18 protein-coding genes and 1 tRNA gene are annotated in these 23,457 nt (G+C 59.3%); 1 reads left to right on the top strand and 18 read right to left on the bottom strand.

Annotation, left to right across the window (positions count from 1 at the left end; genetic code table 11):
• Positions 1 to 12: 12 nt before the first annotated feature.
• Together EI969_RS20315 and EI969_RS20320 are read right to left on the bottom strand one after the other, a co-directional pair.
• Entirely contained in the window at positions 13 to 2,745 is a 2,733-nt protein-coding gene (locus EI969_RS20315) for a LuxR C-terminal-related transcriptional regulator (RefSeq protein ID WP_160389357.1), read from the bottom strand.
• Positions 2,746 to 2,871: 126 nt separating this feature from the next.
• On the bottom strand, positions 2,872 to 4,065 hold the full coding sequence (locus tag EI969_RS20320) for a lipid-transfer protein (RefSeq protein WP_160389358.1): 1,194 nt from the start codon (positions 4,063 to 4,065) through the stop codon (positions 2,872 to 2,874).
• A 252-nt stretch (positions 4,066 to 4,317) separates the two neighbouring features.
• Here EI969_RS20320 and EI969_RS20325 point away from each other — a divergent pair, with 252 nt between their 5' ends.
• Positions 4,318 to 7,008, top strand: a complete 2,691-nt coding sequence (locus EI969_RS20325) for a LuxR C-terminal-related transcriptional regulator (protein WP_160389359.1) — start codon at positions 4,318 to 4,320, stop codon at positions 7,006 to 7,008.
• Positions 7,009 to 7,177: 169 nt separating this feature from the next.
• Here the strand turns inward: EI969_RS20325 and EI969_RS20330 are convergent, their stop codons facing one another.
• From EI969_RS20330 to rpmI, 16 genes are all read right to left on the bottom strand, one after another.
• Positions 7,178 to 8,545, bottom strand: coding sequence for a DUF1329 domain-containing protein (locus tag EI969_RS20330; protein ID WP_160389360.1), 1,368 nt, complete (start codon positions 8,543 to 8,545; stop codon positions 7,178 to 7,180).
• 27 nt (positions 8,546 to 8,572) lie between these two features.
• Positions 8,573 to 10,384: a DUF1302 domain-containing protein gene (locus tag EI969_RS20335; protein WP_160389361.1), complete on the bottom strand. Its 1,812-nt coding sequence runs from the start codon at positions 10,382 to 10,384 to the stop codon at positions 8,573 to 8,575.
• Between the two features lie 261 nt (positions 10,385 to 10,645).
• Entirely contained in the window at positions 10,646 to 11,608 is a 963-nt protein-coding gene (locus EI969_RS20340) for an MBL fold metallo-hydrolase (protein WP_305989809.1), read from the bottom strand.
• Between the two features lie 12 nt (positions 11,609 to 11,620).
• A complete protein-coding gene (locus EI969_RS20345; RefSeq protein WP_160389362.1) occupies positions 11,621 to 12,763 on the bottom strand; it encodes an acyl-CoA dehydrogenase family protein in 1,143 nt (380 codons plus the stop codon).
• Positions 12,764 to 12,777: 14 nt separating this feature from the next.
• Positions 12,778 to 13,971 (bottom strand): acyl-CoA dehydrogenase family protein, encoded by a 1,194-nt coding sequence (locus EI969_RS20350; protein WP_160389363.1) that lies wholly within the window; start codon positions 13,969 to 13,971, stop codon positions 12,778 to 12,780.
• A gap of 135 nt (positions 13,972 to 14,106) precedes the next feature.
• Positions 14,107 to 15,237, bottom strand: coding sequence for a CaiB/BaiF CoA-transferase family protein (locus EI969_RS20355; RefSeq protein WP_160389364.1), 1,131 nt, complete (start codon positions 15,235 to 15,237; stop codon positions 14,107 to 14,109).
• Positions 15,238 to 15,426: 189 nt separating this feature from the next.
• Positions 15,427 to 16,503: an alpha/beta fold hydrolase gene (locus EI969_RS20360; protein ID WP_256678340.1), complete on the bottom strand. Its 1,077-nt coding sequence runs from the start codon at positions 16,501 to 16,503 to the stop codon at positions 15,427 to 15,429.
• Positions 16,487 to 16,891, bottom strand: a complete 405-nt coding sequence (locus EI969_RS20365; protein ID WP_160389365.1) for a hypothetical protein — start codon at positions 16,889 to 16,891, stop codon at positions 16,487 to 16,489. Before EI969_RS20365 ends, EI969_RS20360 begins: the two co-directional genes overlap by 17 nt.
• Positions 16,892 to 16,905: 14 nt before the next feature.
• Positions 16,906 to 18,222, bottom strand: coding sequence for an alpha/beta hydrolase (locus EI969_RS20370; protein ID WP_160389366.1), 1,317 nt, complete (start codon positions 18,220 to 18,222; stop codon positions 16,906 to 16,908).
• A 256-nt stretch (positions 18,223 to 18,478) separates the two neighbouring features.
• Positions 18,479 to 18,555 (bottom strand) — tRNA-Pro (locus EI969_RS20375).
• A gap of 89 nt (positions 18,556 to 18,644) precedes the next feature.
• Positions 18,645 to 19,001: a MerR family transcriptional regulator gene (locus EI969_RS20380; protein WP_003179985.1), complete on the bottom strand. Its 357-nt coding sequence runs from the start codon at positions 18,999 to 19,001 to the stop codon at positions 18,645 to 18,647.
• Positions 18,982 to 19,284, bottom strand: a complete 303-nt coding sequence (gene ihfA / locus EI969_RS20385) for an integration host factor subunit alpha (RefSeq protein ID WP_002553164.1) — start codon at positions 19,282 to 19,284, stop codon at positions 18,982 to 18,984. Before ihfA ends, EI969_RS20380 begins: the two co-directional genes overlap by 20 nt.
• A gap of 3 nt (positions 19,285 to 19,287) precedes the next feature.
• Positions 19,288 to 21,666, bottom strand: coding sequence for a phenylalanine--tRNA ligase subunit beta (pheT, locus tag EI969_RS20390; RefSeq protein ID WP_160389367.1), 2,379 nt, complete (start codon positions 21,664 to 21,666; stop codon positions 19,288 to 19,290).
• A 26-nt stretch (positions 21,667 to 21,692) separates the two neighbouring features.
• Positions 21,693 to 22,709: a phenylalanine--tRNA ligase subunit alpha gene (gene pheS, locus EI969_RS20395; protein WP_160389368.1), complete on the bottom strand. Its 1,017-nt coding sequence runs from the start codon at positions 22,707 to 22,709 to the stop codon at positions 21,693 to 21,695.
• A gap of 109 nt (positions 22,710 to 22,818) precedes the next feature.
• On the bottom strand, positions 22,819 to 23,175 hold the full coding sequence (gene rplT / locus EI969_RS20400; RefSeq protein ID WP_007905879.1) for a 50S ribosomal protein L20: 357 nt from the start codon (positions 23,173 to 23,175) through the stop codon (positions 22,819 to 22,821).
• Positions 23,176 to 23,203: 28 nt separating this feature from the next.
• The gene (gene rpmI / locus EI969_RS20405) at positions 23,204 to 23,398 is read right to left on the bottom strand and encodes a 50S ribosomal protein L35 (RefSeq protein ID WP_002553160.1); all 195 of its coding nucleotides are present in this window, start codon (positions 23,396 to 23,398) and stop codon (positions 23,204 to 23,206) included.
• Positions 23,399 to 23,457: the final 59 nt, after the last annotated feature.

Genomic DNA, 23,457 nt, shown 5'->3' on the forward strand with positions numbered 1-23,457 from the left:
GACCGGCTGCTCCTACAAGGTATTCAGGTCGCGCCATTTGGCAATCGCTTCTTCCCTGCCGGTGGCGTCGAGCTTGGCGAACAGATTCTTGATGTGCCATTTCACCGTTTCCGGTGACACGCCAAGGGTGCGGGCAATTTTCTTGTTGGTCATGGCTTGTGCCATCAGCTGCACGACCTCAGTCTCCCGCTCACTCAAGTTCGCAACCGATGAAATCACTGTGCGCCCGGCTTTTTCTGCCGGCCTGCCCGCTGCGATCAGGCGCTGAGCATAAAACGCAAGCACCGGATCAAGCGCATTGGCTTGCAGCAAATCGTTCAGCATTCGAGGCAGTTGTGGCGCTACATCGAGCAGACTGCGCACCAGGCCCAGGCGGTGTCCCAGACGCAAGACTTCAATCAATTGTTCGAGCGCTTGCTCGTCACGTCCTCGCCCCTTTTCAGCGATGGACAGTTGGAGCCGCGCGATGGCCACCCACTGCCAATGCGTGGCCGTTTCACACTCATCGATCAGCCGTGCGATTTGCTCGATCGCGACACTGAATTCGCGCTGATACAAACTCAATTCGATCGCCGCCCGCATGGCCAAAAGCCGGATGATCAGTGGCGTACCGCGATGGATGCCGGCCTGCTTGTCGGCAAGTTCCTGAAGCTCGCTCAAAAGGGCTTCGGCCTGCGAAGTATGGAGTTTTTCGAGACACCAACGCATACGCACGTACAGTGTCCAGGCGAGCAGACGGCCCAGGTCGTAGCGCTGTGCGTAGTCTTTCAAGCGATCCAGATAGAGCATGGCCCGGGTTTGCTCGCCCTTGAGCCAACAAGCGCGGCTCAGCGACAGAAGACTGTGCAAGACGATGTTGGGCATGGAGATCCGCTCAAGGATGTCGAGGCGAGGCTCAAGCAAATGGCAGACATCGGCCAGATTGTGTTGTTCGTACAACAGGCTGGCCAGGAAAGCGGCAGCCGCATGGCCAGCGACCGCGGCACTGCTGCCGTGCGATTTTGCAGCTTCCAGGGTGTTGCGAAAGATATTTTCCGCTTCACTGATGCGTCCCTCATGCACCAGGCTCATGCCGTAGATGCATCGGCCAACGAGGGTCCGGCGCGGCGAGGTATTCGGGCGATCGCTGTGCTGGATGATTGCGCGCACCCGCTCGTGATCTCCGCTGAACAAATACAACCAGGCAAGAATGGAGGCGCGACCGGTCAATATCAGATCGTCGGCATCGTCAGGTATCGCTTCCAGTTCCGGAGCGAAGCACCATGCCGCCTCGGTCAGGTCACGCTGCATGGCCAGCGTGCCACGCGTGACCAGCAGGCCTTGACGCTGTTGAACATTCAGCCGGTGCTGTTGCGCCTCCAGCCGGTCAAGTATCTCTTGCCCCTCTGCGAAGTTATGCGCATGCAGTTGTAACTGCGCCATCACCAGTTGCAGGCTATAGCGCTCGCGCATCTGTTCCATGGGCAGCCGGCGCAGAAGGTTGGGCAATTGACTGAGGGAACCACGCGCCATCAATTCGTGCGCGCAGGCTTCGACAATATCGGCCGCAATCTGAAAATCGCCGGCCAGTACGGCGTGGCGCACCGCCTCGTCGATATGTCCTTGTTCGAGCAGCCAGTCGCGCGCCACGGCATGGAGTTTTTTCTGTTCCTCCTCGGGCTGACGGCTCAGGTGCTCGCGCAGTACCTCGCGCAACAACGGGTGGAGGCGGTACCAGGTTTCCCTGTCGTGGCTCTTGATCTGGGTGATGAACAGGTTATCGCTGTCGAGGCGGGTCAACTGGCTCATCATCCCGGCAATCGCGTGCGGCTTGCCAACAAGCCTGGCGCACAAGGGGGCGGTGAAGCGATTGCAGATCGAAGAATGCGTGAGCAACTGCCGGTCTTCTAGTGGCAAGTGGATCAACACCTCCTGCTCGAAGTACTGCGCAAAGGCCCCGGCGCCTCGTACCTGCATGCGATTGAAGTTGCTGCCGTGCCTGGATTTCAAGTCGATCGCGAACAATTGCAGGCCAGCCACCCAACCGTCGGTCAAGTCATGCAGGGCCTCGGCATCGTGAGTGCTGATCTCGCCAAACTGTCGCAAGTATCGTTCTGACTCTTCGACACTGAAACGCAAGTCCCGCAAGTCATACTCGCTCAGCTGACCCTGGGTGCGCAGACGCGCAAGCGGAAGCGATGCCGGTAACGCGCTGCGCGTGCCGAGCACCAGGTGAAGGTTCGGCGGTGCATAGTCAAGCAGCCAACCCAGCACCTTGAAGTTATCTGCATCATTGAGGTGATGCACATCATCGATCATCACCACCAGCTCAGAGCCGTGTCGAGCCACAGACTGAAGCAGGACGATGACCCAGTGTTCGAGCGCCAACTCGCCACCACCTTCCCCGAGCAACAAAGCGGCTTCTCGTGCAAGCGCGACGTCGACCTCGGCAACGCTGGCCAACAAGCAATTGGCCAGTCGCGCCGGCTCATTATCCTCGCCAGTCAGTGACAGCCAGGCGACGTCGAAATCGATCGCTATCAATTCCCGGCGCCAGGCCAGCAAGGTGCTGGTCTTGCCGCTTCCGGCAGGCCCCTGGATAGCGATACAGCGCTGCCGACGGGCCTCCATCAGGCGGCTCATCAGTGTCGCGCGGGGCATGAGCTGGCGTGCACCGCGAGGTGGAATGACCTTGGTGTCAGGGATGAGTTGGGGCACCCGATCGACTGACAGGTGGCGCTTGGGATCTTGGGGTGGCATAGCCATCGACTGAGTTCCGGAGACAATCTTCTTCAAGTGCAGACCGATAGTTTAATACAGGAAGTACGCCATGCTGATTCACTGCGTTCGGTGCAAAAAACGCGTGCGCCTTACGTGCGCACGCGAACGCCATCAAGCGCGGCCGTAGAGCGTGACGACGCAGGCACCACCCAGGCCGAGGTTGTGTTGCAGGGCGAGATTCACGCCTTCGACCTGACGCTTGTCAGCGGTTCCGCGCAGCTGGTGTGTCAGTTCATAGCACTGAGCCAGACCTGTGGCCCCCAGCGGGTGGCCCTTGGAGAGCAGCCCGCCGGATGGGTTGGTCACCACACGCCCGCCGTAGGTGTTATCGCCATCGAGCACGAATTTTTCGGCGCCGCCTACCGGGCACAGACCCAAGGCTTCGTAGGTCAGTAGCTCATTCTGGGCAAAGCAGTCATGCATTTCGGCAACCAGGATATCCTGCGGCCCGACACCCGCCTTCTCGTACACCTCGTGAGCGGCACGCCGGGTCATGTCGAAACCGACCGTCTGGATCATCGATGCTGGTTCGAAGGAAACCCCTCGATCAGTGGTCATCGATTGCGCCATGATCATCACGTCAGTGCGCAGACCATGTTTCCTGGCGAACGCTTCGCTACAGATGATCGCAGCGGCTGCGCCACAGGTGGGCGGGCAAGCCATCAGGCGCGTCATCACACCCGGCCAGAGCACTTGATCGTTCATCACATCTTCGGTGGTGACGATTTTACGGAACAGCGCGAGCGGGTTGTTGGCGGCATGACGGCTGGCCTTGGCGCGAATCGCGGCAAAGGTGCTCATCTCGGTGCCATAACGCTGCATGTGTTCACGCCCCGCACCACCAAACTGGCGCAGCGTCATCGGAACGCCGATCGCGCCAGCGTCAGCGGTCAGTTCGTCCGAGACCTGAAGGTGCTTGCCCATGCAGGCCGGACGATCGGTAAACACCGCCCCCAGGGCGCCGGGTTGCATTTGCTCGAAGCCCAGGGCCAAGGCGCATTCCACCGCCCCGCTTTCCACGGCCTGGCGAGCCAGGTACAGGGCAGTGGAACCCGTGGAGCAGTTGTTGTTGACGTTCACTACCGGTACGCCGCTCATGCCCACTTCGTAGAGTGCCGATTGGCCGCAGGTGGAATCGCCATAGACATATCCGACATAAGCCTGTTGAACCAGGTGATAGTCCAGTCCTGCGTCTTTCAATGCCTGGCGAGTGGCTTCAGCGCCCATTTCGATATACGACCCACTGGCCCCTGGCTTCAGGAACGGGATCATGCCAACCCCGGCAACGTACGGTTTGTGCGACATCACATTCTCCATAAAAAATTCAGCCCACTGCGGCTTCTCGCTTTGCTCGATATCCCGAGCAATCCAGGCTGTCATCGTTACGAAATCATCTGCAGGCTGTACCCGCGTCCTGCGGGGGGGATTGGGGTGGCCCCCCCTGTCTTCGCCCGATTGCGCTTGCCCCGGCGAGTAATTTAGTCATTGCATAAACGTGCTGTAATCGGCCTAAAATCTTTCCAAAGCCTTTGAAATCCGCAGCAGACTGGATTAGCCATGCTTCCGAGTTCCCCGCCCATTACTACCCGCTTCTCACCGCCACGCATCAGCAGTCACGCCGTGCTGCGGGAGACGCTGCTGGCCCGCCTGCAAGCGGCTCGGGATTGCCGCCTGACCCTGATCAATGGCAGCGCGGGGTTCGGCAAGACCACACTGATGGCGCAGTGGCGACAAGGGCTGATCAAGGACGGCAGCATTGTCGTATGGCTCTCCCTCGCCCAGGAGGATGGCGTCCTGGAGTCGTTCTGCGCCAATCTCATCTGCACCCTGCAGAATGCCGGTGTCCCCCTGGAGGACGATCTCTTGCTGTTGATCGAGCGCGAGTCACTGGACGGCTTGCTCGCGCTGGCGTCGGTGATGATCAACACCTTGGCGCGGGTCAGCAGTGCGCTGTACTTGATGATCGATGATTTCCATTTCGCCACCGATCCACGCATTTCCCGCCTGATTCAACTGATAGTGGATGGTGCTCCGGCACAGCTTCACATTGTCCTGGCCTCACGGATGAATCCCAATCTGAAGCTCGGCCGACTACGAGCGATGGCCGAGCTCTGTGAGATCAACGCCACCGAGCTTGGTTTTGATTTCAACGAGTCCCTGGCCTTCCTCAAGGCCTATCTGGACGAAGGTATCGATATGGAGCTGGCGCACTCCATTCACGACAACACGGATGGCTGGCCCATTGGCCTGCAATTGATGTCCATCTCGCTCAAGGCCAACCCGCGCAATGAAGCGAAGATCCATCGACTGCTTCCCGGCAACAGCGATTTGCGCGATTACCTGGCCGAAGACGTGGTGAACGGGTTACCCACGGAGATCATCGGATTTCTCGAGAAAATCTCGATTCTGCGCCGCTTCAATGCACAGGTAGCCGAGCATGTCAGCCAGGCATCGCAAGCCGCCGAACTGATTGCCAGCATCGAGACCCGCAACCTGTTCATCCTGCCTGTCGACATGGAGAGCCAGCAGCAGTGGTACCGGTTGCATCCGCTATTCGCCGAATACCTGCAACAACGCTTGACCGCGTCGGATGCCGACCTGCCCCGACTGCACCTGCGTGCGGCGCATTGGTTCGAACACGCCGGAATGGTGAGCGAAGCGACTCGTCATGCGGTACTCAGCGAAGACCTTGAGGAGCTGGTTTGGCTGCTGGAGCGAAAGCAGCCGACCTACCACAGCCTGAGTCATCTGGGTCAGTTCATGCGCTGGCTCGACTGTGTGCCTCTGGAACAATTGACACAGCACCCCAAGGTACTGCTTCAAGGTGCCTGGGGCTGCTTGTTGACGATGCTGACCAGCAAAGCGGAAACATGGATCGATGTGCTCGAAAAGAGTCCGGCGACCAAGACAAAGTGGAAGCCACAAATCGATCTGGCCAAAGCAGCGGTCGCTTTGCAACATGATGACCTGGCACGTTGCAGCCAGCTCGTTGAGGGCTTGCCGGCGCGCAGCTTCGCACACCCGTTCAATGAGCGGATGCGTGTTTGTCTGTACATCAACTGCCTGGTCTACCTCGGCCATCAGCAACAAGCCTGGGAGTACCTCAATAGCCCCGAATGCGAAACGCTGCGCACCAGCCATGACGAGTTGGCGCTGATGATCGTCGCCACCATTGCCCATGGGGTATTACTCAATGGAAACGTCATGGAGGCTTCACGGCATCTCATTGATGTTCTACTCCTGGCCGAGCGCAATCACGGTCGTCGTTCAGTCAGCGCATGCACCTGTGCGGTGGCGGTCGCCGAAGCGCACTACGAGATGGATCGCATTGACGATGTACGCGAAGCCTTGAGCAATCGTCTTGATCTTTTGCGATTCGCTCCGCCATCGGTGACCATCTCCGCGATGATCAGTGTCGCTCGCATGAACTACCTGCAGGAGTCCACGGCCAGTGCGCTGACTTACCTGGCCAAGATGGCGATGGAGTTTCGTGCTCGAGGATTCGATCGCGCGCTGGCCCATAACCTGACCGAGCAAATACGCTTCCTGCTTGGCAACGGCGATTGGCGCCAGTGCGAAAGCCAGAGAGCCGGCCTCGACGCGTTGACCCATCGTCATTCGGGCGACACGCCGCTTGCGCAGGAAATCAGTGCCCTCGCGGCCCTTTCGCGTGCGCGCATCTGCCTGGCCAGGCAAGAGCCGGATCGCGCCCTCCTGGCCCTGGACATCGTCGAGCAGTTCGCCAGTCGCTACTGTCGAGGCAAGTGGCGAATCCAGTCGGTCCTGTTGCGTGCCGTTGCGCTGAATGATCTTGGACGCCCGGCAGAAACCACCGTGCTGTTGCGTGAAGTCGTCGGTGAAAGCTATCGGCTGGGCCTGGTGCGCACCCTGCTGGATGAAGGCCCTTCCCTGCTGACCCTGCTGGCCAATCTGGATTGTCGTGACGATCCGGTCCTGGACAGCTACCGCAATCGGTTGGCGGCCGTGCCGTTGAACTGCGCCAGCACTGGCCCTGCATCGTCACGTGCAATGAAAGATTCGGCGGCGGGGGAATCTTCGCTGTTTACCAAGCGGGAGCTGGAAATCATCAGTTTGCTGGAGCAGTCGATGCCCAACAAACGCATTGCACAGACCCTGAATCTCAGTCAGGAAACCATCAAGTGGAACTTCAAGAACATCTACACCAAGCTGGGTGTGTCGTCTCGCTATGAGGCATTGACTGCGTTGAGACAACGGGCAGAACAATAAGAGACGTTGCAGGAGCGAGCTTGCTCGCGATGGACGTTAACGATAACGCGTGTTAACTAGCTAAACGCGGCGCTCTTGAATTCTTCGCGAGCAGGCTCGCTCCTACAGGAACGGTGTTCTTGAGCACACTCATCACCCTGAAAACAGGGCGATGCGTGGCGTCAAAGGATCAGCGAATACCTGCGTTGCGCAAGGCCGCCGGAGTGTAGTCGGCCAGTTTCGGCTGGACGCCGTACTCGATCCCTTCCTTGAACTCGTTACCCAATGCCATGGCCAGGTAGCGACCGGCAACCAGGTCATACAGCACCTGACCTGCGTAAATCCCGGCGCCTTGTTCGTAGTCGTTCATCGCCATGCCTTCACCGACACGCCACAACTGGCCACGACCGTCGTAATGGTCGACTTCTGCCAATTGCCAGGTGTCTTCGTCGAAGTACATGTGACGCTTGGCGTAGATGTGACGCTCACCCGGTTTCAGGGTGCCTTCCACTTCCCACACCCGGTGCAACTCATAGCGGGTCAAGTCCTGATTGATGTGCCCGGCCTTGAGAATGTCGGCGTATTTCAGCGAGGGCGAAGCCAGGCGGTAGTTGTTGTAAGGAATGTACATCTCCTTCTTGCCGATCAGCTTCCAGTCGTAGCGATCCGGGGCACCGTTGAACAGGTCGCCGTTGTCCGAAGTGCGCATGCCGTCGGACGCGGTACCCGGTCCATCGTAGGCAATCTGCGGGGCGCGGCGAACGCGACGCTGACCGGCGTTGTAGACCCAGGCCAGACGCGGCTCCTTGACCTGATCGATGGTCTCATGCAGCAGCACGACGTTACCGGCCAGGCGTGCCGGCGCGGTCACGCGCTGTATGTAGTAGGCGAAGATATTCTCACTGCCTGCCTTGTCTTCACCGGTCATGTATTGCGGGAATGCCATTTCGTCCTGGAACTCGACGACGGTGAACGACCCATCGACCTGCGGCGTCGCCTGGATCGACTGGCGCCGCTGGTTGAGGCCACGATAGCGCGTCAGATGGTTCCAGAGCACCTCGACGCCGTTCTTCGGAATCGGGAATGCGAAGTTGCGAGATTCGCTGAAATTGGTCAATCCATTACCGCCGTCGACCGGCTGGGTGTTCAACGCACTTTTCTTCGCGGCGTCGTAGATCTCCTGCGGGGCAGCGGCTGTGCGGTGGGTCTTGTAGACCGGAATCCTGTAGGTGTCGGGATAGCGTTTGAGCATCGCCAATTGTCCCGCACTGAGCTTGTCTTGGTATTGCGCAGCGTTCGCCGGAGTGATGGTGAATAGCGGTTTTTCACCCGCAAATGGATCGCCCAGGAACCGATGGCTGACCGGTGCCGCGCCGGGCTTCAAGCCACCCGTCCAGGCCGGAATGCTACCATCGGCATTGCCTTCCTTCTGCGCCCCGAGCGGGGTCAGGGTGGTACCCAGTTTTGCGGCCTCTTCCTGAGAAACCGCGGCCATCACCTGGCCGGCCAGCAGTGTCAGCGCGAGCGCGCCTATGTGCATCATGGTTGTTGTTTTCATGTCTGCTTTCTCTCGACTGTCTTCTTGTTAGAAGTTCACACCGACGCTGAGCGCGACGAAGTCCCGATCACCGTTGGTATTGAAATCGCCACCGAAGAAATCGGTGTAACTGAGGCTGGCGGTGTAGGTGTTTTTGTAATCAGCATCCACGCCGAGGCTGATGGCCTTCAGGCCTTCCTCGAAGTTCGGACCGTTGCCGTTGACGTCGTGGGACCAGGCCAGGTTCGGCGCCAGGTTGATACCGGCGAACACGTTCGGATAGTCCAGGCGGGCGCGAGCGCGGTAGCCCCAGGACTCGGCGGTGTAGAAGCCCTTGTCGTTGCATTCCTGCTGCGGGTTGGTGGTCTTGTTCAGGCACGCTGTATTGGCCGCCCCTGGCTGAACGCCAACACCGAAAATCCCGCTGCGACCGAAGCGCAGATCGGTGCCATCGGACTCGCCCAGGCCGTTGATGCGGTTGTAGCCCACTTCACCGACCAGGGTCAGGCGACTGGCTCCCATGACCTGCTCGAAAAACTGGGTGGCCGACATCTGGGCCTGTAGCACCGGCATGCGTTTGTAGCCATTGATCACACCACCTGGGGTGGTGTTGGCATAACCGATACGATTCAACAGCGCTACCGGGTTACCCGTGGTTGCACCCGCCAGGTCGGTGTTATTGAGCTGCAGCGGCATGTTTGGCCGGAAACTGACTTCGCCACCTAGTGACGTGCCGTCGACGTTGGTCTGGAAACTAAGGCCATAGAGGCGGATGTCTTCCGGGTAGTCAACGAAATACCGTGAGGCGCGCAGTGCCGGGATCGGGTTGGCGGCGTTGAATGCCACGGTCGAGCGCAAGGTGCTCAGATACGGGCTGCGGCTGTGATAGTTCATCGCGTAAGCACCGAACTCGGTGTCATTGAGCTCCGGTACGAACCAGCGCAGGGCCAGGCCATACTGACCGCCGTCACGGGCTTCGTTGTCCTTTACCCGCGGGGTGTAGGCATCGTCGGTGTTGTTGGCGAAGCCCGGCGGATTGGCCGTGTTGTTGGCCACGCCGGGCGCCAGGTCCAGCCCGGCACCGACTTGACGGTCATAGCAGCCTTTGGCCAGCGGGTCGGCGCCGAAGAAAGTGCCGCAGTTGTCGACGACCGTACTTTCCCACTCCAGCTGATAGAACGCCTCGGCACTGAAGTTGTCGGTGATGTTCTGCGACATGTAGAACATGTTGACCGGAATCAGACCTTCCTTGACCTCGGCACCCGGGCGCCGCAAGGCCGCCACGTCGATCGGGTTGATCGAGTTGATGCTGTTGCCGATGAAGGTACTCTCGCCCCAGCTCACCACCTGCTTGCCCAGACGCACGTTGCCCGGCAGCTCGCCGATGTTGTAGCTGTGATAGACAAAGGCGTCGAGGAACTCGGCACCGGAGGCCTTGGCCAGGTCATTGCGGCCATGGTCATCAATGTCATAGAAAGGACGATGCTCATCCATCAGCTCGAAGTCGTACCAGTACTTGCCGCGCACGAAAATGCCGCTGTCGCCGTACTTCAACTCCAGATCATGGATGCCCTTGAACAGCTTCGAGAAGGTTTCGCCCTTCTTGAAGTTCAGGCGATTGTCGTCCGACAGGCGCGACGAAGAATTACCGCGCACACCCTGCGAGTTGAAGTTGGAAATAAAGTCCGGATCGGGCCCACGCACAGCCCAACTGGCGCCAAGCGACAGCGATGTATCGAACTGCCCCTTGATTTCCCCGATTTCGAAATTGACTGCATTGGCCTGGGTGCTCACGCCGATAGCAACGGCAGCCGCCAGCAGATGGGGGCGAAAGCCACCGTGCATTATTGTTTTTGTCATGCGGCACTCCAATTGTGCGAAAAAGTACGACGCGAGCGGGCTTCTGCGGCGAACCAAGAAGGCGGCAGAAACGAACTGAAGGTCGCTCTGATGGCGATATCCACGTGTAGGTCTTCCTCGGTGTTTTCTTGTAGTTTTTTTGTTTAGAGCGATTCGATCCTAAGAGCAGGACCGGTCATCTCGCCCACCCGCTGGAGGGGGAATTAGGGGGGGATGGATAATTAAGCGATGAGGGGGGCGTGCGAACGAAGCTGAAGGGTTCTAGCCTTCGAAACGGTTCAACGTGCGGTATTGATCAAAGGGGATATAGCGGGATCGGCGATCACGCATGACCTTGACCATCGCCACCTCCAGGTCGCGAGCAAAGAACAGGCGCCCACCAAGAGCGACCAGGTGGTCGAGCAGATGCTCCTTCTCGTCGATCACACGCTCAGCGTTGCGATCCCGGCCACTGGTCACCTCAAGATCAAGCCAATGCGTCCCGGGAATCAGGTCACCGCAGAAAACCACCGGACCTCCTGGCAGCTGAATTTCCGGCAACAGCTGACCCGGGGTAAATCCATCGTTTATGTGAAAACACCAGTCATCGCCGAGTGACTCACATCGAGTGCTATCGACCAGGGTCAAACGCCCACTGCTCTCCAGCCCATGCACCAAAGGTGCGACGAACATTTCCCGATCCCGCGGGTGCGGGCGGCGTGCGCGGTGCCAATGTCGCTCGCCGCACACATACCGCGCTCGCGGGAACAACAGGCGCGGCATATCGCCCTCCCTGACCCGTTCACTCATGTCCCTGGAGAGGTGCGCATGCACATGTGTCAACACTACCGAATCGATGTCGCCTTCTTTCAGCCCGCGCCGCGCCAGGCTTTCCAGCAAACCCGGTGTCTGCGGTTGGCAACCGCAGTTGCGCGCAAGCGGCGCCAGAAGATTTTCAGCTCCGGCCATGACCAGGATGTTTTTGCCTTGCTCTTGCACCAACAGTACCCGCGCAGAAATCTCTACTGTGTTGTCGTGAGCGGGCTTCATCCAGTCCGCCCAGAGCACGCGCGGCGTATTTCCGAACAACATGCCGCCATCAAGTCTGCAACCCATGCCCGTCAGTGTGGAAATGCTACGGCTCAATTTCTTCCCCTTTTGGTGATACACGGTTCGCCCGTAACGGCCGCTTTTCCCGAAAAAAAGGGCCCGAAGGCCCTGATAGGGGAAAATCAATACGGACATTGCCGTCGTTTCTCAGTCGACCTGCAGCAACCGGCTGTAGGCCTTGAGGTGGTGGTCATCGTTGCCGAACTGATGGCTGAGCATCAGCAAGTGCTTGGCGTGGTGCGACAGCACATATTCCCAGGTCAAGCCGATGCCACCGTGCAGCTGAATACCCTGCTCGGCGATAAAACGGGCGGCGCGCACGATCAAGACCTTGGCGGCCGCCAGCGTTCGGCTGCGCTGGTCACTGTCTGGCGCATCGGCTGCACACGCGGCAAGGATGGCCATGGAGGTGGCCTGGTCCAGTTCGATGCGCATGTCCACCATGCGGTGTTGAAGCGCCTGGAACTTGCCGATCACCTGGCCGAACTGCTGGCGGGTCTTGAGATAATCGAGGGTCAGGTCGCACACCGCTTCCATGCTGCCCACGGCTTCGGCGCACTGCGCAGCGATCGCCCGGCCCTGCTGATAACGCAGCGCGGCCAGAGCCTGGCCGGGCTCACCGAGCACACTGGCAGCACTGACGAAAACATCGTCCAGGTACAGTTCGCACGCATTGCGGCCATCCATGGTCGGATAGGCGCGGCGGCTGACTCCCGGCGCACGCGGATCGAGCAGGAACAGGCTGATGCCGGTTTCGTCACGATCGCTGCCTGCGGTTCGCGCAGACACGACAATCAACCCGGCGCTATGCCCGGCGACCACCACCGATTTACGCCCGTTGAGACGCCAGCCTCCATCCTCGGCGTCGGCGCGGGTGCGTACATCGTGCAACTGGTAATGACTGGTCGGCTCATCGACGGCCACCGCCAATTGCAATTGCCCACTGGCAACCGCCGGCAGCAATTCGTTGCGTTGCTCGTCAGTGCCTGACTGGGTCAGCAGACCACCGGCGAAGATGACCGAATGAAGGTAGGGTTCCAGACACAGACCACGCCCCAGTTCGGTCATGATCAGCAGCGTCTCCACGCCGCTGCCATCAAAGCCACCCAAGTCCTCGGCGAATGGCACCGCGGTCAGGCCCAACTCCCCCAACTGCCGCCAGAAGGCAACGCTGTAGCCCAGCTCGCTCTTGGCGAATTGCTCGCGCGCTTCGAACGCATAGTTATCACGCACCAGGCGAGCGGCGGTGTCCTGCAGCATTTGCTGCTCTTCGGATAGTTTGAAGTCCATGATCGCTATTCCCCTTACAGCTCTAGAATCATCTTGGCGATGATGTTCTTCTGGATTTCGTTGGAACCGCCGTAGACCGAAGTCTTGCGCATATCCAGATATTGGCTGGCAGGCGTGGTGCTGTAGTCGCGGTACAGGTCTGCCTGCTTGCCATAGCCCAGCTCCTCTTCCACGAAGGGCATGGCATAGGGGCCCAGGACCTTGCTCATCAGGTACGTGATGGCCTGGCGGATTTCACTGCCCTTGATCTTCAGGAACGAGCTTTCAGTGCCCGGCACCCCGCCGTCCCGGGCGGCGGCAACAATGCGCAGGTTGCTCATTTCGATAGCCATCAGCTGGATTTCCAGCTCGACGATCTGCATGCGCAACTGGATGTCATCGATCAATGGCAGGCCGTCGCGCTGTTCCTGGCTGGCGATGCGCTTGAGCCGCGCCAGCATCTGCTTGGCCTGGCCGATGCCGGCAATGCTGGTGCGCTCGTGGGTGAGCAAGTACTTGGCGCAGGTCCAGCCCTTGTTCTCCTCACCGACCAGGTTTTCCACCGGCACGCGTACGTTGTCGAAGAACACTTCGTTGACTTCATGCTCACCATCGAGGGTGATGATCGGGCGAACGGTAATGCCCGGGGACTTCATGTCGATCAACAGGAAACTGATGCCGCGCTGTTGTTGGGCCTCAGGGTCGGTGCGCACCAGGCAAAAGATCCAGTCGGCATAATGGGCCAGGGTGGTCCAGGTCTTCTGGCCATTGACCACGTAGTGGTCGCCATCACGTACGGCGCGGGTCTTGACAGCGGCCAGGTCAGAACCGGCGCCCGGCTCGGAATAGCCCTGGCACCACCAGTCCTCGGTGCTGAGAATGCGTGGCAGGAAGCGCGCCTTTTGTTCAGGCGTACCGAACTTGATGATCACCGGGGCGACCATGTTGACGCCAAACGGTACGACCCAAGGAGCGCCGAATGCGGAACATTCCTCATCGAAAATGTGTTTCTCCACCGCGCCCCAACCCGTACCGCCATACTCCACAGGCCAACTGGCGGCCAACCATCCCCGCTCATTGAGCAGGCGCATCCAGGTGACCTGGTCTTCTTTGTTGAAACGCTTGCCGTGGCGGCCACGCGCGGCGATATCGGCCGGCAATCTGTCACGTAAAAATGCCCGCACTTCCTCTCGGAAAGCCAATTCGGCAGGGGTGAATTGAATGTCCACTGATCTACTCCTCACATTCGGCTGAAAGTGGGAAAGAACAGCTCGGCTAACCCACTGGCAGCCACGGTAGAAGAATGATCGGTGTGACCTCCCCCCCCACGGAAGGGGGGCTTGGCAGGCAATCGGCATTCGCCCTCAAACAATCGCGCCGACGTTGCGCAGTTCATCGATCTGCCCACTGCTGAAACCGAGTTGCTCAAGGATTTCGAGGGTGTTTTCGCCGTTCTTTACGACCCTTCCCGCCTCCACGGGTGTACGACTCAAGCGGGGAGCGGGTGCCGGGTGCAATACGCCGGCGGTTTCCATGAACAGGCCACGAGCGCGGTTGTGCGGGTGGGTAAAGGCTTCGCTGAAATCCAGCACGGGAGCAAAGCACACATCCGTACCTTCCAGCAGTTGGCTCCAGGCATCGCGGGTTCGAGTCATGAACAGCGCCTCGAGCTTCTGGCGAAGCACCGGCCAGTCCTGCTTCTGCCATTGCTGCTTGAAATCCGCATCGTCGATACCACACAGCTCCAGCAACAATTGATAGAACTGCGGTTCGATGCTGCCAATAGACACGAATTTTCCGTCGGCGCAGGTGTAGCAACCATAGAAAGGCGCGCCGCCATCGAGCATGTTGCTCTGGCGCTGGTCGTCCCACTGCCCCTGATGGCGCCAGTCGTAATACATGCTGCCGAGCAACGTCGCGCCGTCACAGATGGCTGCGTCCACGATCTGCCCCAGGCCGGATTTCTGCGCCTCGAACAGCCCGGCCAGAATGCCTGTGAGCAAAAACATCGCCCCGCCCCCCATGTCGCCCACCAGATGCAGCGGCGGAGTCGGTGGCCGGTCGGCATGGCCCATGGCGTTGAGTACGCCAGACAGCGCAATGTAATTTAGGTCATGCCCTGCCGCATGTGCCAGTGGCCCCGTCTGGCCCCAACCGGTCATGCGCCCGTAGATCAACCTCGGATTACGTTCAAGGCAGACCTCCGGCCCCAGGCCAAGGCGCTCCATCACGCCGGGACGGAAGCCTTCGATCAGCACGTCGGCGCCGTCGATCAGTTGCAACAACACTTCAGTGGCGCCGGGTTTACGCGGATCAATCGCAATGCTGCGGCGTCCGCGCCCGAGCAGGCTGCCATCGGCATTGAGAAAGCCGGCCGTATGACGGTCGACGCGAATGACTTCCGCGCCCATGTCCGCCAGCATCATGGCGGCGAACGGCGCAGGGCCGATCGCATTCATTTCAACTACTTTCACACCTGCCAAAGGTCCGGGCATCTCAGGGTTCTCTTTTGTTATAGGGAGACTGTTCGCTGCGACCCAAGACACTAGGCGCACGGCACCACAACCGCCCCACTCCCTGAAGGGGGGAATTACCCCCCCTCCCCGCCCACGCGCTCCACAATCTGGCCAGCTGCAGGCATCCGCCTCACAATTTCACGCGTGCGCTGCCCTTGCCTCGGGGGTTCATACTGAACGCTCGCCCAACCATTGCTCGAGCCTGGGCCACATCCGCTTCACCGCGGCCGGCCCCGCCACCAGGCTGACATGACCGCCCGGCAGCATCAGTTCTTCCTTGTCACGCGAACCCACGCGAGCCACCAGGGGCTGCGCGCAGTCCGGCGGCACCAGGGAGTCGTATTGCGCGATGACGTGCAGCAGCGAGACTTCGATATTTTTCAGATCAACCTCCTGGCCACCGATGCGCATGCCGCCTTCGTACAATGAGTTTCTTTGCCCCAGCTCCAGATGAAGCTGCCGCAAGTACTCACCGGGAAGCGGCAAGGTCTCGTCGTTGAAACGCGCCATCATGCGGTAGCCCCTGACGTAGTCGTCGTTCCACATGTTGTCCCAAAGACGAGCCTGGCCGGCAATTCGGCCTGCGGGGCGATGCAGCTCGATCGCCTTGATGATGGTCTCTGGCGGGACAAGGCCGGTCGCATCGATCAAGCGCTCGATGTTGATGTGCCGTTGTTTGGCCAGGGGCATCTTCGTCCAGTCGATGGGCGTGGTGAAACAGACCAGGTTTTTCAGCGGGCCACCGGGATGCAGTGCGGCGTAAAGCGTCGCCAGGACACCGCCCATGCAATAGCCGATCAGCGTGACGTCTTCCACGCCCGTGTCTTTTTGTACTCGGCGGATGCAATCGGGAATGAAGTCGAGCACATAGTGTTCGAGCTTCAGGTGAGACTCTTCCCGGCTCGGCGCGATCCAGTCCATGACATAGACGTCGTACCCCCGGGCGAGCAGAAACTCGATCAGGCTCTGCCCCTTTGTCAGGTCGAAAATGGCAGCCTTGCTGGTCGTCGCCATGACGAACAACAGCGGCACGCGGTAAATCTCGTCCGCTGTGGCGTGATAATGGTAGAGGCACAAGGTGCCGCGACGGTGCAGCAGGGTCTTGGGCGACAGGCCTACGGCCGGCGGCGGCGTGCCGAGATACTCGAGGCCCTTGAGACCGCGCTTGACCATCATGCAGAGCTCGGAGCGCAGCCTGTTAGCCAACGGCAAGTCGCAGACCTTGTTGTCATTCGGCTGAGGCATCTTTGCTCCCTTCCTTTTTTTCTCTTTTGGAGACCGCTTTGCGGGGTGCCGGTAATGGTTCGGCTCGTTGACGTCGTGTGCGTGGGGGGCGAGGTGCAATTTGCGTGCAGGTGGCAGCTGGAAGCAATTGGTCGAGCTTGTCCTCGACCCGCCGCAGAGAGGCGGCAAGGGCGTCGACTTCGCCACGGCTGGGAACGTCCAGATGCTTGTACAGACGCTCGAGCGATGTCTGCGACAGGTGCTGCAAGCCGAGCGAGACCCTCGCATACTGATCGATCACGAGACCCACTTCCCTTGAATCCAAATGACGTGCGGCCAAGGCATTGACGCCGTTTTCGAACCGGGTGATAGCTTCACGATACAGTTTGAACGGATCAGGTAATGCCATGACGTTTTCCTCGATCAAGGATTCACAATGCAGTTTTTTTCTGTTGGCCAGGTTTGCCGCGCAGCCATTCGATCAAGACCGGAAATGGCTTTGCGCCGCATCATCGCGGTGGGCAAGAACCAGGGTTTGATCAACAGGCCGCAGACTTTGCTCGCCTTTGGCGACAGCAGGCGTAACAAGACGATGCCCCACCGTTCGGTCACGACCCAGGTGGTCAGCGTAGAAGTCGCCAGTTCATCGGCAGTGCAACGCAGACGCGAGTGCTTGCGCGGCAGTCTGTCGGCGATTTCAATCGTCCTGTCCGCAGCCGGTTGTCGCGCGAATGCCCCCTTCAGTGCATCGCCGATGCGCTGCAGCGCATCGCGGCTGGCACCGTTGACCGAATCGAAATTGAGGAATCCATGGAACTGGCCCCTGTAGTGCAATAGTTCCACCGGCACATCATCAGCGCGCAGGCGCGCGGCATAGTCCAGGCCATCGTCGCGGATCGGGTCGAAACCGGCACTGACGATAACGGCCGGCGCCAGGTCGTGCATATCGGGGTTGCGGCGTGGCGAATACCAAGGGTCAAGCAAGTCCAGGGTGTCGAGCGAAGGGGCCAGGGTTCGCTCGATCCATTGCATCGCATGATCGGTCAGGAGCGTACGCCCGTAAGCGTTCTCCACGTAGGAAGGGAATCTGTCCACCAACTCGGTCGCCGGGTAAACCAGCACTTGCAGGCTCAGTACCGGGCCGCCGCGGCGCAGGCTTTCCTGGGCGACAGCCGCACAGAGATTGCCGCCTGCAGAATCGCCACCGATGGCCAGGCGAGTCGTATCGACCCCTAGTTGCTCGCCATTTTTAGCCACCCACTCAAGCGCGGCGAGCGCATCAGCACGGCCCGCAGACAAATCGTGTTCCGGCGCGAGACGATAGCGCACGGCGATCACTATGCAGTTGGCCGCCAGAGCAATGCTGCGGCAGATTCCATCGGCTGTATCCAGATCGCCAATGATGAAACCACCGCCGAAAAACCACATGAATGCAGGCTGCGGTTGCGTGGCATTGTCAGGTTTGAAGATGCGCAAAGCGATTGCGCCGCCCGGCCCGTCGATCATTTGTTCAGTCACTGATCTCACCGGCGGATTGCGCCCCAGCGCAAGCGCCGCCAATCGCCAGCCCTGGCGCAGCCTGGGCAACGAGTAATCCTCCGCCGGACGCAGGCTGCTGGAAATGTTAGCCAGGCGCAAGAACGCACGAGCCTCGCGATCCGGCTGCTGCGCACGCAGTACGCGAGGCATGCCGATAGCCGGACGCTCCGGGGGCGCCTGTAGGTTTTTGTTGTTTTTCATTGCCACTCCGTTCGCAAAAAATCCGTATACCGCGCATCGGCAATAGCTTACCGAGCGCTACGGTTGCGGTGGCTACCCTCAATGGGGGGGTGGGCTTTCGTTCGGTTTGCGGGGGGCATTGACACACAGAAATCTTGCGTCCATCTCCTCCGGAAGAGGTGAGGATTCCACCCAGAGCCAGTGGTTTTGTAGGGGTAAAAACGCCTGAAAACAAAAAGGGGTCGCGAGAATAAATCTCGCAACCCCTTGAATTATATGGTCGGGACGGAGTGATTCGAACACTCGACCCCTAGCACCCCATGCTAGTGCGCTACCGGACTGCGCTACGCCCCGACTAGGCGTGTAACTTGTTCCTCACCTCGAGGAACGCTCAAGAATATATCGCAAGCTTTTGAAAACTGGAAGTATTTAAAAGCAGGAATTTATTTCTTGAGTACCACCAGCACATCTTCGAGCTCGGCGATCATCTGGCGGATCATTTGTTTGTATTGGGTTGTGTCGTCTTTGGCTTCATCACCGGACAAGCGCAGGCGCGCTCCGCCGATGGTGAACCCCTGATCGTAAAGAAGCGCGCGGATCTGCCGGATCATCAGCACGTCCTGGCGCTGATAATACCGGCGGTTTCCGCGGCGTTTGACAGGGTTGAGCTGAGGAAACTCCTGCTCCCAGTAGCGCAGCACGTGTGGTTTTACCGCACACAGCTCGCTGACTTCACCAATGGTGAAGTAGCGTTTGCCCGGGATGACGGGGAGCTCGTCGTTATGACTTGGTTCCAGCATAAGCCTCAACTCGGGCCTTCAACTTCTGCCCTGGACGAAAGGTGACCACACGGCGAGCCGTGATCGGGATTTCTTCCCCCGTTTTCGGATTGCGGCCAGGCCGCTGGCGTTTGTCCCGAAGGTCGAAATTGCCGAAACCGGACAATTTGACTTGTTCGTTGTCTTCAAGAGCGTGCCTGATTTCTTCAAAAAACAGTTCGACCAATTCCTTGGCCTCCCGTTTGTTCAGGCCCAGCTCTTCATACAGACGTTCCGCCATCTCAGCTTTCGTCAGAGCCCCCATACGTCACTTCCTTAACGTGGCGTTCAACCTTTGTTCGAGCGAGGTGAGGATGTTTTGCGTTGCGGTATTCACCTCATCGTCATTAAGAGTGCGCGATGGATGCTGCCAGGTCAAGCCGACTGCAAGGCTTTTTCTATCAGGATCAATGCCTTTACCCTGATACACGTCAAATAGCCTGAGGTCTGTCAGCCATTCGCCTGCATTTTCACGGATTACGTCCAGTACAGCCGTGGCTGCAACGTCTTTGTGCGCAATCAGTGCAAGGTCACGACGCACTTCAGGAAAGCGCGATAACTCGTGGAATTTCGGCATTTTGCCCGACGCCACTTCAGCCAGAACCAACTCGAAAACGAAGACCGGACGGTCGAGACCGAGGGTTTTCGACAATTCGGGGTGGATCGCGCCAATGAAGCCGACCAGACGACCGTCACGTTCGATGCGCGCGGTTTGACCCGGGTGCAGCGCCGGATGTTTGCCCGGTACGAAAGTGAATGCATCCAGGGCACCGGCGAAGCCGAGCACCGCTTCCACGTCAGCCTTGACGTCGAAGAAGTCGACGGTGTCGCGACCTTGCGCCCAGCCTTCCGGCAGGCGGCTGCCGCAAACCACACCGGCCAGCATCGGCTCTTGTTTCAGGCCTTCAAGCTGGCCAACGAAACGCAGGCCGCTTTCGAACAGACGGACGCGATCCTGCTGGCGATTCAGGTTGTGCTGAAGCGCCTTGACCAGGCCCGGCCACAAGGACGAACGCATGGCCGCCATGTCGTTGGAGATCGGGTTGGCGAGCAGCAACGGCTCAACACCCGGATTGAACAGTTCGAACTGTTTCGGATCGATGAAGCTGTAGGTAATCGCTTCCTGATAACCACGGGCAACCAGCAGGCGGCGCAGTTCTGGCAGATCGCTACGCGCCTCTGCCTTGGCTTGCGGCGCCAGGCGCGCTTGCGGGTAACGAACCGGCAAGCGGTTGTAGCCGTACAGGCGTGCCAGTTCTTCGATGAGGTCGACTTCCAGGCTGATATCGAAGCGATGGCTTGGCACTTCTACACGCCACTGCCCTGCCCCGTCGGCAGTAATGGCCAGGCCCAAAGCGTTGAGCAGACGCTCCACTTCAGCCGAATCCATTTCCATGCCCAGCATCTGGGTAATGCGCTGGGCACGCAGGGTGACCGGAGCAATTTTCGGCAGATGCTGTTCGCTGACGGTCTCGATGATCGGACCCGCTTCACCACCGGTGATGTCCAGCAGCAAGCCAGTCGCGCGCTCCATGGCTTCGCGGGCCAGCTGCCAATCCACGCCACGCTCATAGCGATGCGATGCATCGGTGTGCAGGCCATAGGAACGGGCCTTGCCGGCTACGGCGATCTGGTCGAAGAAGGCGCTTTCCAGGAACACGTCGCGGGTGGTCGCGGACACACCGCTGTGCTCGCCACCCATGACGCCGGCGATGGCCAGTGCACGGGAGTGGTCGGCAATCACCAGGGTATCGCTACGCAGGCTGACTTCCTGACCGTCGAGCAGCACCAGCTTCTCGCCGTCTTCAGCCATGCGTACGCGGATGCCACCATTGATTTCGGCGAGATCGAAAGCGTGCAGTGGCTGACCCAGCTCCAGCATCACGTAGTTGGTGATGTCGACGGCAGCGTCGATGCTGCGTACGTCTGCACGGCGCAGGCGCTCAACCATCCACAGCGGCGTCGGCTTGGACAGGTCGACGTTACGAATCACACGACCCAGATAACGTGGGCACGCGGCCGGTGCCAGCACTTCTACCGAACGCACTTCGTCGTGCGCGGCAGGCACCGAAGCCACCACCGGACGGACCACTGGAGCGGCGTACAGCGCGCCGACTTCACGGGCCAGACCGGCCAGGGACAGGCAGTCACCACGGTTCGGGGTCAGGTCGACCTCGATGCTGGCGTCTTCCAGATCCAGATAAACGCGGAAATCTTCGCCCACTGGCGCATCGGCCGGCAGTTCCATCAGACCGTCGTTGCCTTCACCGACCTGCAGCTCGGATTGCGAGCACAGCATGCCGTTGGACTCGACGCCACGCAGCTTGGCCTTCTTGATCTTGAAGTCGCCTGGCAGCTCGGCGCCGATCATGGCGAAAGGAATCTTCAGGCCCGGGCGCACATTTGGCGCACCGCAAACCACCTGGAAGGTTTCCGAGCCGTTGCTGACCTGGCACACGCGCAGCTTGTCGGCGTCCGGGTGCTGCTCGGTGCTCAGCACCTCGCCAACCACCACGCCACTGAAAACACCGGCGGCCGGCGTAACGCTATCGACCTCAAGACCGGCCATCGACAGACGAGCAACCAGCTCGTCGCGACTTACCTGCGGGCTAACCCAGCCACGCAGCCATTGTTCACTGAATTTCATCCTGCTCTCCTAAGAATTCGTTACGACTAGCGAAATTGCGCGAGGAACCGCAAGTCGTTGTCGAAGAACAGACGCAAGTCGTTCACGCCGTAACGCAGCATGGCCAGACGCTCAACGCCCATGCCGAAGGCAAAGCCCGAGAACTCTTCCGGGTCGATCCCGGACATGCGCAACACGTTCGGGTGAACCATGCCGCAGCCCATCACTTCCAGCCAGCCGGTCTGCTTGCAGACGCGGCAGCCTTTACCGCTGCACATCACGCATTCCATGTCGACTTCAGCGGATGGCTCGGTGAACGGGAAGTACGAAGGACGGAAACGCACAGCCAGTTCTTTTTCGAAGAACACCCGCAGGAACTCTTCGATGGTGCCTTTGAGGTCGGCGAAATTGATGTCGCGATCGACCAGCAGGCCTTCGACCTGGTGGAACATCGGCGAGTGGGTGATATCGGAGTCGCTGCGGTATACGCGGCCTGGGCAGACGATGCGGATCGGCGGCTGCTTGGACTCCATGGTGCGGACCTGTACCGGCGAGGTATGGGTGCGCAACAACATGTTCGCATTGAAATAGAAGGTGTCATGCATCGACCGGGCCGGGTGATGGCCTGGGATGTTGAGCGCTTCGAAGTTGTGATAGTCGTCTTCGACCTCAGGGCCTTCGGAGATGCCGTAGCCAATGCGGGTGAAGAACTGTTCGACGCGTTCCAGAGTGCGGGTAACCGGATGCAGACCACCGGAGGTCTGACCACGGCCAGGCAGGGTCACGTCAATGGACTCGGCGGAGAGTTTGGCAGCCAGATCGGCTTCTTCAAACAATGCCTTGCGCGCATTGAGGACTTCTGTGACACGCTCCTTGGCAACGTTGATCAGCGCACCGACTTGCGGACGCTCTTCTGCCGGCAAATTCCCCAGGGTCTTCATCACCTGAGTCAATTCACCCTTCTTGCCAAGGTAGTGAACCCGGATTTGCTCCAGGGCATTGATATCTTCAGCGCTTTGCACAGCCTCTAGAGCTTGAGAGACGAGCGCATCCAGGTTTTCCATGTACAGACTCCAGATACAAAATAGGGGAAGAGCTTGAAGGCTCTTCCCCTATTTATGACGTTTAACACCTGGCCCCACAGATGCGAGGCCGGGTGACTGTCGGGGGTACTTAAGCCAAGGTGGCTTTAGCTTTCTCGACAATCGCAGCAAACGCCGCTTTTTCGTTCACTGCCAGATCAGCCAGAACCTTACGGTCGATCTCGATGGACGCTTTTTTCAGGCCGGCGATGAAACGGCTGTAGGACAGACCGTTGATACGAGCACCAGCGTTGATACGAGCGATCCACAGAGCGCGGAACTGACGTTTTTTCTGACGACGGTCACGGTAGGCGTATTGGCCTGCCTTGATTACCGCTTGCTTGGCAACACGGAATACGCGGGAGCGTGCGCCGTAGTAGCCTTTAGCAAGTTTCAGAATTTTTTTGTGACGCTTACGGGCAATGACGCCACGCTTTACACGAGCCATGAGTTACTTCCTCTATTCTTGACTAAAATTAACGAAGGCGCAGCATGCGCTCGACTTTTGCCACGTCAGACGGATGCAGCAAGCTGCTACCGCGCAGTTGACGCTTACGCTTGGTCGACATTTTAGTCAGGATGTGGCTCTTGAAAGCGTGCTTGTGCTTGATACCGTTAGCAGTTTTCAGAAACCGCTTAGCAGCACCACTTTTGGTCTTCATTTTTGGCATGTTCGGATACTCCGCATTCAGTTGATAAACATAATCAGAAGGCCTGCCGTGCCCTGTTG

The organism is Pseudomonas sp. PB101, assembly GCF_009764265.1.
Lineage (GTDB): Bacteria > Pseudomonadota > Gammaproteobacteria > Pseudomonadales > Pseudomonadaceae > Aquipseudomonas.